Genomic DNA, 13,139 nt, shown 5'->3' with positions numbered 1-13,139 from the left:
CTCCCAACCGCCCCCGATCGGCTCCGGTAGGGTTGCTAGCCGTGCCGACCGCAGCCAACGCCGCCGTCCCGCGGGCCATGGAAGACGGACTCGACGACCCCGTTCTGACCGCCCTCGGGCTTCTAGTCGAGACCAGCGGCGGGCTTCTGTCGATCCTCGGCCCCGAACTGGAATCCTTCGGCTTTTCGGTATCGGCCTTCGAGGTCGTGCTCCGCCTGGCCCGCTCCCCCGGCCATCGCCTGCGCATGTCCGAGCTGACCGCCCAGTGCACCGTCACCAGCAGTGGGCTGACCCGGGTAGTTGACCGTCTCGAAAGAAGTGGTCTCGTGGTACGCCAACCCTGTCCGTCGGATCGGCGATGGTCGTACGCGGTCGTCACCGAGCAAGGGCTCGAACAGCTGGCCAAGGTGCTGCCAACTCACACCGCCACCATTCGGCGGTACTACACCGATCTGCTCGAACCAGCCGAGCTGGAAGCCTTCGTGGCAACCCTGCGAAAGATCCGGGCCGTGGTCTCGCCGGGCAGCGACCCCGCCATCACCGCCCTCTCGGCGCCCTGAGGCAAACCCCGCCGAGGCATGCCCAGGGTCTACCCCGCCGCCGTCAACCTCACCGGGATCCCGTTCAGCACCGCGTTCCCCGACGGTACGTCGACCACCTGGTCATCGGTCAGCACGTTGGAGTTGACGCCGGCGTGGCGCGCCGCCACCGACAATCGACTACCGGCCAGCCCGTGGCCCCACCCGTGAGGCAGGCTCACCACCCCGGGCCTGACCGCGTCGGTGACCTCCACCACCACATCCACGCTCCCGGTCCGTGCCGTGACCGTGGCTAGGCCTCCCGGGCTCAGCGACCACCTCTCGGCGTCATCGGGGTGGACGTGCAAGGTGCACCTCGGCCGCCCCTTCACCAAGACCTCCACGTTGTGCATCCAGGAGTTGTTGGAACGCAGGTCACGTCGGCCAACCAGCACCACCTCGGCTACAGGCCGATGGAGAACCGACGCCAGACGATTCAGGTCAGCCAGCAACCGCTCCTCATCGAGCTCGATCAGCCCCGACGCCGTCCGTAGCACCTCGGGAAGCCGAGACTGAAGCGGCCCCAGATCCACGCCATGGGGGTTGGCGATCAAGGCGTCGAGGCTCAGAGGCACCACGCCGGGCGCGACCTCTCCTTCCACCGATCCGAACCCGTCGCCATAGGGGCCCGTACGCAACAACAGATCCAGCACCCGCTCCGGGCCCCGCCGAGGCTCTAGCGCTGCCATCAGCTCGGCCGGCGACCGGCCGTACACCGATGACGACACATCGCCGACCGCGGATCCCACCAGGGTCGCCACCACCAGATCGTCCACCACCGACGGATCGGAATCAGCACCCATACCCTGGGCGATCAGGGCCAGACGGGCCAGAATCTCCCATTCGTCGGGCTGATCGTCATCCAAGGGCAGTACCGGCGGCGAGTAGTTGGCCACGTTGCGCACTGCGAGCTGGAGCAGCGCCAGGTCGTAGTGGCCCTTCTGGAGAGGACTGGGGGGAGGGAGCACGACATCGGCATGGCGTGTCGTCTCGTTCAGGTAGATGTCGACGGCGACGTAGGCATCCAGTCCGGCCATGGCCCGGTCGAGGCGAGCCGAGTTGGGCGTCGACAGCACCGGGTTGCCCGCCACCGTGAACATCGCCCTTATCTGACCCGGCCCGGGCGTATCCATCTCTTCGGCCAGGCACGCCACCGGCAACTCACCCAGGGTTTCGGCCAAACCCCTTACCCGGCTCTGGTGGCGACCGATCCTCACTCCGCGCCCGACTCCGGGACGACCCCTGGTGTTGGACGCTCCCGCCGCGGCCTTGGTGAACATGGCCCCACCCGGTCGGTCGAGGTTGCCGGTTACGATGTTCAACACGTCGACCAGCCAGCTCGCCACGGTGCCGAACTCGGCGGTGGTAGTTCCCATCCGGCCGTACACCACCGCGGTCGGAGCTTCGGCCAGCTCGGTTGCCAACTGCACGATCGCCGCCGCTTCCAACCCGACTGCGGCGCTCACGGACTCGGGGGTGAACGGGGCCAGCGCCTCGATAACGGTGTCTAGACCCCGGACCAAAGGACCGAGGTGGTCCCCGGGATCGACCAGACCCCGATTGGCCAGAGCGGTCACGACCGCGGCCAACAAGAGAGCGTCGGTGCCGGGACGAATCGAGAGGTGAACGTCGGCGGCCTCAGCGGTGCGGGTACGGCGAGGGTCGACCACCACAAGTCGACCGCCACGGGCCCGCATGGCCTCGATGCGCCCAGGCCAGTCGGGGGCGGTGGCCAGGCTTCCATTCGATGCGAAGGGATTGGCCCCGAGCATCACCAACAGGTCGGTCCGATCGATGTCGGGTACGGCAACGGTCAACCCGCCCCCGTACAACCACGCCGAAGCCAGCTCCTTGGGTCTCTGGTCGACCGTGCTGGCCGAGAACACGTTGCGGGTCCCAAGGGCCTTGAGGAACGGTTTGAGGAACACCAACGCCGACAGGTTGTGTGCGTTGGGGTTTCCCAGGTACACGCCGACCGCTTCTCGGCCGTGATCGGCGATGACCTTGTTCCACAGTCGTTCGACCTCGGCGAAGGCCTCTTCCCAGCTCGCCTCCACCAGTTGGCCGCCTTGCCTGATCAACGGGCGACGCAATCGATCGGGGTCATCGTGGATCTGCCGCAGGGTCGACCCCTTCGGGCAGATGAAGCCGTGGCTGAACACGTCATCGACATCGCCCCGGATGCGGGTGACGACTCCGTCGTCCACGGCTACTTCCAGCCCGCAACCGGCCTCGCACAGCGGGCAGGTGCGGAAGTGGGTGGATCTGGTGGCCGGCTCGGTCATGAGTTCATGTTGCACCCCTTTGGCTCTGAGTGCTCGCCATCTGACCTACCGTCGGCGGATGCGTCAGATCCTGCCCACGGCTGCTGAGGTTGACGTGGCCACCGCCCACGCCGAGGCGTCCCGCCCGTCGCCGCGCCACCGCCCCTGGCTGATGCTCAACGTGGTGTCCAGCGTCGACGGTGCCACCGCCGTAGGTGGGGTGTCGGGCCCGCTGGGATCAGCCGCCGACCGGGCGGTGTTCTCGGCGCTGAGGGCGGTGGCCGACGTGGTGCTGGCCGGGGCCGGAACCGTGCGGGCTGAACGCTATCGACCGCCCCAAACCTCAGGTCACCATCAATCTCAACGCCAGGCCCGGGGACAGCGGACCAAACCACGGGTGGCGGTGGTGAGTGCCTCGCTGGATCTCGACATCGAGTTGGACCTCTTCGGCGATCCCCAGGAACGCCCCCTGGTGATCACCACCAGCGATGCTCCCGCCGACCGCCTCGCCCGCCTCGGCGAGGTCTCCGATCTGATCCTGGCCGGCACCGGACGAGTGGATCTCTCGGCCGCGCTCACCACCCTCTCCGAGCATGGGTCGGTCGTGCTCTGTGAGGGTGGATCGTCACTGAACGGTCAACTCCTGGCGTTGGACCTGGTGGACGAGGTGAACCTCACGCTGTCTCCGGTCATGGCTGGCGGCACCAGCCCCCGTTTGGCCGCGGCGCCGGTAGAGGTTCTCCGGCCGCTGACGCTGGCACACCTGTGGGAGGCCGAGGGGATGCTCTTGGCCCGCTACATCATGGATCGGGACCACCCCTGACCGACCACCAAGTCTGGATCCGAGCGGAGTGCGCCGGTGGTCGTCCTACTGACCGAGCCCCTTGGGTCGGGTGGCTTTGGTCAGCGGCGTCGACCGGGTCAGCTCCGTCAGTTCGCGTTCGAAGTCAGCGAGGTCCTCGAACTCCTTGTAGACGCTGGCGAATCGAACAGCCGCCACCGCATCGAGGCCACGCAGAAGATCGAGTACAGCCCTACCGACCACCTCGGTGCTGACCTCGCTGCCTTCAAGCCGGACCGACTCCTCGACGGCAAGCGCCAGGTCGTCCAGCTGGTAGCGCTCCACCGGACGGGCCTTGGTGGCAGCTTCTAGACCCGAGATCACCTTGGCCCGATCGAAGGGCTCTCGGTCACCAGAACGCTTCACCACGGTGAGTGGAACCTCCTCGAGACGCTCGAAGGTGGTGAACCGACGCTGACAGGCCAGACACGACCGTCGGCGTCGAATCGAGGTGCCGTCTTCTGACTGACGCGAGTCGACCACCTTGTCGTCGAATCCACCACATCCCGGACAGCGCACGCACCGACGCTACCAACCAGACCCCCTGTGCCCGAGACCGCCCCCCGACCCTTCCCGAGCTGATCAGGAAGGTATGAGGATCTCCATCCCGGGCCGGAGCTGGGCCTGAGAGTTGAGCACCTGTATCTGGTGGACCAGTGAGCGAACATCTCCGTGCGGTTGCAGCTCACGGGCGATGCTCCAGTAGGAGTCACCGGCTTTGACCACGAGGGAGCTGTCTCCCTTGACCGCTGAGCCCGCGGTGCCGCCGGCTCGAGACGGGGTTGCACCTGTGGGAGACGCCGGCAGCGCACCACTGGCCAGGACCACGGTCAACCCGATGGCCAAGGCGATGATGGCCACCATTGCCATCACCGCCGAGGGTGACAGCCACGACCCGACGCCGCCTCGCGCCGGAACGACACCATCTACCAAACCTGGCACCGAGCTCAGGTGGCGTGGCGAGGGCCGTGCTCCGACGATCAGGGTGGGTTCGAAGGAGCGAGGTTCGATGATCGCAGCCATGGGATCGATTCTCCGTGGGAGGGGTGACAACCTGGACGACACTGAGACGGTGGAGGTGAGCGATGCAGAACATCGCCACCACGGCCGGAACGTCCGTTCGGCGAACGTTCGTTCGGTACACCCCAATAGACCACGAACGGCTGTTCGATGTCAAGAACAACTGTTCGGCCTTGCCCCAGGGGGCCGGCACATCGATCTCGATCGAACAGATGTTTGCCCGAACACGCGCGCGGTGCTACCGTTCAAGCACCACCGATCCGTCCGGCTCGGAGGCCCGTCCCACCGGAGGCAACCGCAATGACCGATCACGTGCTCACCGCCCGCCAGCGCCAGATCCTCGATTGCATAGACACTTCCATGCGTGAGCGGGGCTATCCCCCTTCGGTCCGAGAGATCGGTGAGAGCGTGGGTCTCGGCTCTCCTTCCACGGTCCACTCCCACCTCTCCACCCTTCAACGCCTTGGTTACCTCCGTCGAGACCCAGCCAAGCCACGGGCTATCGAGGTTCGCTTCGACCCTTCCAGCGGTGCGGTGGTGGAGCGTCGTCCGGTTCGACACGTTCCCCTTGTGGGCGAGGTTGCTGCCGGCACCGATGTACTGGCCCAAGAGAACGTCGAAGAGGTCATGCCGGTCCCGGCCGACCTCACCGGAGACGGCGACCTCTTCATGCTCAGGGTCCGTGGAGACTCAATGGTCGATGCCGGGATCCTGGACGGAGACTTCGTGATCGTCCGGTCTCAGGCCACCGCCAGCAACGGCGAGATCGTCGTGGCCGGTATCCCTGGAGAAGAAGCCACGGTCAAGACCTACGAGCGCAGCGGAGACAAGGTCGTCCTGATCCCCCACAACGAACGGCTCAAGCCCATGGAGTTCAACCCAGACGAGGTCCAGGTCTTCGGTCGGGTCGTCACGGTCATGCGTCGCCTCTGATCCACCGCGCTGGGCGAGGCCGCAGATCACGCGATCATCGTGACCGTGGCATCTCGTCTCACGATCCTGGTCCTGGTGGTCTCGGCGCTCGGATCGTCGTTGGTGACTGACGGGGGCGTTCGGGTCGATGCCTCGCCCTCTGTCTCGGTGGCCACAAAAGAGTGGCCTCCACTCGTGGTCAACGATCCTGCGGTCACCTCGGGAATGGCCTGGCACCTCGACGCCACCAATGCAAGGGCGGCGTGGAGGGCCAGCCTCGGCGGTGGCGTCACGGTGGCGGTGATCGATACCGGGGTCGACCACGCCCATCCCGACCTGCTCGGTCAGGTCGAGGACCGGGCCACCTGTCTCGACACCGGCGGTGACCGCAACAAGTGCCGAGCGGGGGGATCCGATCCTGACGGGCACGGAACCCACGTGGCTGGCCTAATCGCGGCACGGGCTGACAACGGCGAGGGCTCGGCTGGTGTTGCTCCCCGGGCCCGCCTCATCTCGGTCAGGGCCGCGGTGTCCAAGTGTAAAGCCGCCGACTGCCTGGCCTCGGCCGACCCGTCCGATCTGGCCGCCTCGATCGACTGGGCGGTTGCCCACCATGCAGACATCATCAACCTGTCGATCGATCCCGGCCGGCGAACCTCCTCGATCGTGGCCGATGTCTTGAATCGGGCCTGGGACGCCGGGGCAGCAGTGGTGATGGCCGCCGGAAACTCCTCGGAGGGGCCCGTGCTCTTTGCCACCGGCGCGGCGTTGCTGGTCACCGCCACGGACCGTGCCGGCAACCTTGCCCCATATGCCCCAAACCTGGACAGCGCCAACGTGGCCTTGGCCGCTCCGGGCGGGCGCCAAGGAGACACGCCCTACACCTGCCACCTAGATGGCCGACCTATCGGCGTCCTCTCCACCTACGCCCGCTCCCGCGGGGACAGATCTGGCTACGCCTGCCTTTCGGGCACGTCGATGGCAACAGCTCAGGTATCGGGGGGCCTGGCCCTCCTTCTATCCATGGGCTACTCACGAGACGACGCTCTGGAGCGCCTGGTGGACACGGCCCGCCCTGCACCTGGTCTGGCCGACGGGTTGATCGACCTCGCCGCCGCCGTGGCCGAACCCCATCCGCTGGGAGTCAACTACCGCCACGACAGCCTAGACAACGGTGCCGCCCAGGTCATCGCCGACCAGGTCCCAGTCGTGGGGCCATTCGCCCGCGAGACCACCGGGTCAGGACGAGATGTAGCCCTCTGGCCGTTCCTCCTCGGCGGAGCCGCCCTGGCTGGAGCGCTGGCCGAGATGGTTATGCGGACCAGCCGGAGAGACCGGCGCCGGCCGGCCCGGGACACCCCGGACCGACCGACGGCCTGAAAGCCTGCTGGTTGGTTCAGGCAGGTCAGAGCTTGGACAGGGCCTCGTCGTAACGGGACTTGTCTCGGGCCTCGCCCAGGCTCTCGGTGGCGAAGGCATCGACCACCACGCCGTTCTTGTCGATGAGGAAGGTGCCACGGTTGGCACAACCCACTGCCTCGTTGAACACGCCATAGGCCTGGGCAACAGCACCGTGCGGCCAGAAGTCAGACAGAACCGGGAAGGTCCAGCCCTTCTCCGCGGCCCACACCTTCTGGGATGGCTGGGTATCACAGGACACCGCTATCAGCTGGACGTCTGCGGAGTCGTACTGGGCGACGTCGTCTCGCAACTCGCACAGCTCGCCTTCGCACACGCCGGTGAAGGTGAACGGGTAGAACACGAGGGCCACTGCCTTCTTGCCCCGATAGTCCGACAACGAGATGGTTTCGCCGGTCTGATCCCGGAGGGAGAATTCGGGAGCGGTCTGGCCGATTTCGATGGTCATGGGTGCGAGCTTCCTCGAGAGTTGGTTGTGAACGGTTGGGAGGCAAGCGGGCAGCCGGGCCGATCCACGAACACGGCCGGGCCGGAGCCTTGCTCAGCAAAGCCTCCAGTCAACCGTGAGCAGGACGAGGCGTGACCGAATCCGCTAGACGCCTGAGTGTACGGAGCGCGACCAGCCCTCAGGCGCGCCCGTCGGTGAGGGCAGCGCGGCATCGCCAGACGACCTCATCGAGGTCGAGACCCAACTGGTGGCGGATCACCGCCGTCACCTGCCGGCGACCATCCCAGATGGTGAGGTACTCATAGACCACAACTGCGGTCGGGTCGTTGCGCCGGGCCGGGTCACTGGCGGCGGTGTGGTCTTCGACCCGCACCCAATCCCAGCCCATCATCGCCTCAGGTCCACCGCCCTGGGCTGAGGCCTCGACTCGGCGGGCTTCGATCCAACCGGGTTCGCTCCCCCGTTCCCGCCACCGATCCCGCCACGTCTCCTCCAATGCCGCGGGTCCATGGGTACCCCACGCCCCGCGGTGAGCATCGGCCACGCCAGGTTTGTCATCGGCGTAGACGTCGGTCCGGAGTACCAGCAGGGTGCCGGCATCACGGTGTCTCCAGGCCCGGCCTTCGTCCAGACCTGTGGGATGTCGACTCACCCTCGCCTGTTCCACCACGTCGGACGCGGGGCCGTGGCCAAGCGGTCGGAGGCGTTCGACGTTGTTGACCATCGATGCCGGGATCCAGCCCCGACCCAGGTCCTTGCGGGTCAACACCTCGCGTTCAGCCGAGGCCTGGTCACTCGGAACCCACCACTGGTGTTCACCTGGTGGTCCGCTCCGGCGACGGGGAAGCGGATCCCGACGCCACATTCCCATGGTCAGGTCCCGGTGGTGAGCAGGTCTAGCAAAGCTCGGTGACAGCTCTCGATCGGAGCTCGGGCAACGCGCTCCTCGGCGGTGTGGGCAATGGTGGCGTCGCCGGGGCCGAAGTTGGCCGCCGGGATGCCGTGTTCGGCGAAGCGAGCGACGTCGGTCCAGCCCAGCTTGGCTCGCACCTGGAGTCGGTTGCGGTCGACCAATGCCCGCAGCACCGGATGATCCAAAGACGGCGCCGCGGCCGGTGCCACGTCGACCACTTCGAAGGAGTCGTGGTCCTCGAGCACGGGGGCCAGCAGATCACGAAGCTCGGCCTCGGCTTCGAGCGGGGTGCGGTCGGGCGCGAAACGGTGGTTGAGAGTGACCGACGCCCGGTCGGGAACGACGTTGGCGCTGACCCCTCCCTCCACCGCGACCGCTTGAAGGGCATCGCGGAACTCACACCCGTCTATGACCGGGGTTCGCACCGGCCGGGACTCGACGAGGGCCAGCAGGTGGCCGAGGCGGTGGATGGCGTTGCGTCCCATCCACGGGCGAGCCGTGTGGGCGCGTTTGCCGGTCAGGGTTGCCACCATCCGAAGCGTCCCCTGACAGCCGGCCTCGACGAGGGCATCGGTTGGTTCCCCGAGCAACGCCACGTCGGCCGCCAACAGGTCGGGACGGTCCCGGAACAGGTGGCCGAGACCGTTGTGGACGGCCGCCACCTCCTCGCCGACGTAGAACACGTAGGTGACGTCGACGGCCGGATCGAGGACGGTTCGGGCCAAGTCGACCATCACCGCCAGCCCGGCCTTCATGTCGGTCGCTCCCAGTCCCCACAGCACGTCGCCTTCGATGTGTGGGGTTTGGTTGTCGTTGGCGGGGACCGTGTCGGTGTGGCCGGCCAGCAGGATTCGGGTGGAGCGACCGAGGTTGGTGCGCGCCACCAGGTTGAGGCCCACCCGTTCGAGGGTCAGGCCGGGCACGGTCGACAACTCCCCTTGAAGCCAGTCGACCAGGGGGGCCTCGTGATGGCTCTCAGAGGGAATCGCCACCAGGTCACGGGTGAGCGCCAACAGGTCGGTGGAGCCGGGCATGGCCGTGAAGTTCGTCACCCGACCAGCCTCGCGTGGGACAGACGGTCAGCCAGGTCCCGGAGCACGTCGGTGGGCTGGACCATGGCTAGGCGAACATGGGATGCCGCGGCATCTCCGTAGAACTCGCCGGGGCTGACCAGGGCACCGCACTGTTCGGCCAGACGTCGGGCCAAGCCCCAGGAATCACCGGCCGGAGCCGGTACCCACAGGTAGAAGGCACCGTCGGGATCGGTCACCTCCAGGCCCGTCGAGCGCAAGGCATCACCCACCAACGACAGTCGTTCCCGGTACCGGTCGCGTTGCTGTTCGACGTGGACATCATCTGACCACGCCACTGCGCCGGCGGCCTGCTCGGGCCCCGATGGCATGAAGCCGGCGTGCTTGCGCACCTCCGACAGGTAATGAACGAGTTCGGCGTCTCCGGCGTAGAAGCCGATCCGGGCGCCGGCCAGGTTCGACCGCTTGGACAACGAGTGCACGGCCAGCACTCCGGTGGTTCCGTGTTGGAGGATGGAGCGAGGTGGGCCGGCCCAGGTGAACTCCACGTAGCACTCATCTGATACCACCGGTACGCCGCGTTCTCTGCCCCACTGCGCCGCCGCGCCCAGGTCGTCCAGGCCTCCGGCCGGGTTGCCCGGCGTGTTCACCCACAGGCACAGCGCCCGGGCCGCATCGGTGTCGGCGATGGAGTCGAGGCGGATCCGCCACCGGTCATCGACCGGGACGGGCACGGCCCGACAGCCAGCCAGGGTGGCGCCCATGGCGTAGGTGGGGTAGCTCACCGCCGGGTACAAGACGGTGTCCCGATCGGGTTGGCGAAGACGAAGCCAGTGCGGGAGCCCCGCCACAACCTCTTTGGTTCCGATGCATGCCGCCACCTCGCTGTCGGCGACGGTCACGCCCAGCCGACGTTCCAGCCAGCCCGCTGCCGCCGCCCGATAGGCCGCGGTGCCGACCGAGGGCGGATAGGAGCGGGCCGCGGCTGGGTCCGCCAGCGCCGCCAGCACCGCCGGCGGTGGCGGGTCTATAGGGGTACCCACCGACAGGTCGACCAGGCCACCCGGTGCGGCTTCGGCTGCGGTCTTGAGAGGGGTCAGCCGGTCGTAGGGATAGGGAGGCGGCGAGAAGCCTGACATGGCAGATCGGCTCAGTCGTTCTGGTGGAGCGCAGCGTTGAGCTTGCCCCACTCGACGGTGTGGCTGAGCACCTCGACGGCCCCGGTGGTGGAGTTGCGGCGGAACAACAGGTCGTCTCGGCCTGACAGGTCAGCCGCCTTGACCACCGATCCATCGGGCAGAGAGACCCGCGTTCCCGCCGTCACGTACAGGCCGGCCTCCACGGTGCACCGGTCACCCAAGGAGATTCCCACGCCACCGTTGGCACCGATCAGGCACCCCTCGCCTACCGAGATCACCTCTTTGCCGCCGCCCGAGAGCGTCCCCATGATCGATGCACCACCGCCGATGTCGCTACCGTCGCCCACCACCACACCCGCGCTGATACGGCCCTCCACCATGGAGGCACCCAGGGTTCCGGCGTTGAAGTTGCAGAACCCCTCGTGCATGACTGTGGTGCCTTCGGCCAGGTGGGCACCGAGGCGGACCCGGTCGGCATCGGCGATTCGTACGCCGGTGGGAACCACGTAATCGACCATGCGTGGGAACTTGTCGACGCCATAGACCGTGACCGGCCGTCCCGCGGCCCGGAGTCGAAGCCGGACCTGTTCGAACCCTTCCACCGCGCACGGCCCCTGATTGGTCCAAACCACGTTGGCCAACAACCCGAACACGCCGTCCAGGTTGGTGCCGTGGGGGCGGATCAGACGATGCGACAGCAGGTGGAGGCGCAGGTAGGCGTCATGGGCGTCGACTGGTGCCGAGGACAGATCGTCGATGAAGGTGACCACGGCTCGGGTCTCCACCTGTCGCTCCGGATCGACTCCCGCCATTGCGGCCAGGCCCACCCCGTGCGCCGCAATCAGAGCTTCCGAGGACAGTAGATGGGTGGCGGACCCGCCGTTGTGTCCGACCTTGTCTCCGTGTTCGGCCACGCCTCGGGCAACCCCCCGGTGGACCTCGGCGTACCAGGTGTCCAGCACGCGTCCATCGGCGGCGACGGTGGCCAGGCCCAGTCCCCAGGCCCCGGCGCCAGGTTCGATGTCGGTCTCAAGTGCGGAGGTCACGTCGTTCACGGCCGACAGGGTACAAGCGCGGGTCGCGGCGGCTTCAGGCCACGACCCAGGGGGCCAGTCGGGCGGCGGCCGCATCGTCGAGACGGGCCGTCAACGCCATTCCACCTTCCACCGCTTCCTCGGCCAGTACCTCACCTTCACGGTGAGCTTCGGCGATCAGGTCCCCCCGATCGAAGGGGATCAACAAGTCGACCTCGGTGGTGGTGGCCCTGAGTCGCTCGGCCACCGCCACCAACAATTGCTCGACACCCTCGCCGGTGTAGGCGGAGATGCCCACCGAGCCGGGGTTCCGGTCCACCAGGCGGGCCACCTCATCGGATCGGTCGGACTTGTTGAAGCACAACAGTTCGGCCACGTCTCCGGCCCCGATCTCGGCCAGCACCTCCCGCACGGCCCTTATGTGACCCATGGGGTCGGGCCCAGCCCCGTCCACCACGTGCACCAACAGGTCCGCTTCGGCGGCCACTCGCAGCGTCGAGCGAAACGACTCCACCAGCTGGTGGGGCAGCTTGCGCACGAAACCGACGGTGTCGCTGAGCAAAACTGCTTCCCCGCCCGGCAGTTGGAGCCGGCGGGTGGTGGCATCGAGCGTGGCGAACAGACGGTCCTCCACCAAGACACCGGCACCGCTGAGCCGGTTCAGCAGGGTGGACTTGCCGGCGTTGGTGTAGCCGACGATGGCCACCTGGCTAGCCCGGCTGCGTGAGCGCGCCTTGTGCTGGACATCTCGGTGCGCCGATATGGAGCGGAGGTCGGCCTCCAGCTTGTGTATCCGGCGGGTGATCCGTCTCCGGTCGGTTTCGAGTTGGGTCTCACCGGGGCCACGGCTACCGACGCGAGCGCCACCCCCTGCCGACATGCCACCAGCCTGCTGGGACAGACCCTTGCCCTTGCCTCGTAGCCGGGGTTGGAGGTAGCGGAGCTGAGCCAGCTCGACCTGGGCCCGACCTTCGACGCTGGATGCATTCTGGGCGAAGATGTCGAGGATCACCGCGGTCCGATCCAGTGCCGTGCGGCCCAGGATCTTCTCCAGGTTTCGCTGTTGGGCCGGAGTCAGTTCGTCGTCGAAGACGACGGTGTCGCAGTCGAGGGACTCAGACAGCGCCTTGAGGTCCTCTACCTTGCCCTTGCCCAGGTAGGTGGCGGGATCAGGGGCACCCCGGCGTTGCACCACCCGACCGACAACATCGGCGCCGGCGGTGTCTACCAGCAGGGCCAGTTCGGCGAGATCGGCGTCGGTCTGTTCGGCATCGGCACCCCCGAGGGTGACGCCGACGATGATGATGCGCTCCCGGAAGGTGCGATCGATGAGGGCTCGATTCTCGCCTCCGTAGTCACCAAAGGCACCACGGTGGCTGCCCAACTCCTCATCCATGTCGGTGTCGGCTGTGGTTTCGTCCCACTCGTCGTCGTCCCAGCCGTAGGGGTCACCCGGGTCGGTGATCCACTCGATCCCCTCGGACTCGGTGCCGGTCCAGCTCTCGGCCATCGGGTCGATGTCGAGGCCGTCCCCGTCGGT

General features: G+C 67.3%; 13 protein-coding genes. 4 read left to right on the top strand and 9 right to left on the bottom strand.

The window, feature by feature from the left end:
* Positions 1-77 precede the first annotated feature (77 nt).
* Positions 78-560: a MarR family transcriptional regulator gene (locus IPG97_02890; protein ID MBK6855525.1), complete on the top strand. Its 483-nt coding sequence runs from the start codon at positions 78-80 to the stop codon at positions 558-560.
* A 29-nt stretch (positions 561-589) separates the two neighbouring features.
* Here the strand turns inward: IPG97_02890 and IPG97_02885 are convergent, their stop codons facing one another.
* Positions 590-2,863, bottom strand: coding sequence for a molybdopterin-dependent oxidoreductase (locus IPG97_02885; GenBank protein ID MBK6855524.1), 2,274 nt, complete (start codon positions 2,861-2,863; stop codon positions 590-592).
* 58 nt (positions 2,864-2,921) lie between these two features.
* On the opposite strand from IPG97_02885, the gene IPG97_02880 reads away from it, so the two are divergent.
* A complete protein-coding gene (locus IPG97_02880; GenBank protein ID MBK6855523.1) occupies positions 2,922-3,665 on the top strand; it encodes a pyrimidine reductase family protein in 744 nt (247 codons plus the stop codon).
* A 45-nt stretch (positions 3,666-3,710) separates the two neighbouring features.
* Here the strand turns inward: IPG97_02880 and nrdR are convergent, their stop codons facing one another.
* Both nrdR and IPG97_02870 read right to left on the bottom strand, forming a co-directional pair.
* Positions 3,711-4,202: a transcriptional repressor NrdR gene (nrdR, locus tag IPG97_02875; protein MBK6855522.1), complete on the bottom strand. Its 492-nt coding sequence runs from the start codon at positions 4,200-4,202 to the stop codon at positions 3,711-3,713.
* Between the two features lie 63 nt (positions 4,203-4,265).
* On the bottom strand, positions 4,266-4,706 hold the full coding sequence (locus IPG97_02870; GenBank protein ID MBK6855521.1) for a LysM peptidoglycan-binding domain-containing protein: 441 nt from the start codon (positions 4,704-4,706) through the stop codon (positions 4,266-4,268).
* A gap of 297 nt (positions 4,707-5,003) precedes the next feature.
* Here IPG97_02870 and lexA point away from each other — a divergent pair, with 297 nt between their 5' ends.
* Both lexA and IPG97_02860 read left to right on the top strand, forming a co-directional pair.
* Positions 5,004-5,636, top strand: a complete 633-nt coding sequence (gene lexA / locus IPG97_02865) for a transcriptional repressor LexA (GenBank protein ID MBK6855520.1) — start codon at positions 5,004-5,006, stop codon at positions 5,634-5,636.
* Positions 5,637-5,681: 45 nt separating this feature from the next.
* On the top strand, positions 5,682-6,995 hold the full coding sequence (locus IPG97_02860) for a S8 family serine peptidase (GenBank protein ID MBK6855519.1): 1,314 nt from the start codon (positions 5,682-5,684) through the stop codon (positions 6,993-6,995).
* Between the two features lie 25 nt (positions 6,996-7,020).
* On the opposite strand, the gene IPG97_02855 is transcribed toward IPG97_02860, so the two are convergent.
* The 6 genes from IPG97_02855 to hflX form a co-directional block, all read right to left on the bottom strand.
* Positions 7,021-7,482 (bottom strand): peroxiredoxin, encoded by a 462-nt coding sequence (locus IPG97_02855; GenBank protein MBK6855518.1) that lies wholly within the window; start codon positions 7,480-7,482, stop codon positions 7,021-7,023.
* Positions 7,483-7,660: 178 nt separating this feature from the next.
* The gene (locus tag IPG97_02850) at positions 7,661-8,248 is read right to left on the bottom strand and encodes a hypothetical protein (GenBank protein ID MBK6855517.1); all 588 of its coding nucleotides are present in this window, start codon (positions 8,246-8,248) and stop codon (positions 7,661-7,663) included.
* Between the two features lie 107 nt (positions 8,249-8,355).
* The gene (locus IPG97_02845; GenBank protein MBK6855516.1) at positions 8,356-9,429 is read right to left on the bottom strand and encodes a succinyl-diaminopimelate desuccinylase; all 1,074 of its coding nucleotides are present in this window, start codon (positions 9,427-9,429) and stop codon (positions 8,356-8,358) included.
* A 14-nt stretch (positions 9,430-9,443) separates the two neighbouring features.
* Positions 9,444-10,565, bottom strand: a complete 1,122-nt coding sequence (locus IPG97_02840; GenBank protein ID MBK6855515.1) for an aminotransferase class I/II-fold pyridoxal phosphate-dependent enzyme — start codon at positions 10,563-10,565, stop codon at positions 9,444-9,446.
* An 11-nt stretch (positions 10,566-10,576) separates the two neighbouring features.
* Complete coding sequence (gene dapD / locus IPG97_02835; protein ID MBK6855514.1) at positions 10,577-11,695, bottom strand: 2,3,4,5-tetrahydropyridine-2,6-dicarboxylate N-succinyltransferase; 1,119 nt, start codon at positions 11,693-11,695, stop codon at positions 10,577-10,579.
* Positions 11,655-13,109: a GTPase HflX gene (gene hflX / locus IPG97_02830; GenBank protein MBK6855513.1), complete on the bottom strand. Its 1,455-nt coding sequence runs from the start codon at positions 13,107-13,109 to the stop codon at positions 11,655-11,657. Before hflX ends, dapD begins: the two co-directional genes overlap by 41 nt.
* Between the last annotated feature and the right edge of the window lie 30 nt (positions 13,110-13,139).

The organism is Microthrixaceae bacterium (assembly GCA_016702505.1).
Taxonomy (GTDB): Bacteria; Actinomycetota; Acidimicrobiia; order Acidimicrobiales; family Iamiaceae; genus Aquihabitans.
This window is presented reverse-complemented; position numbering and strand designations above follow the sequence as displayed.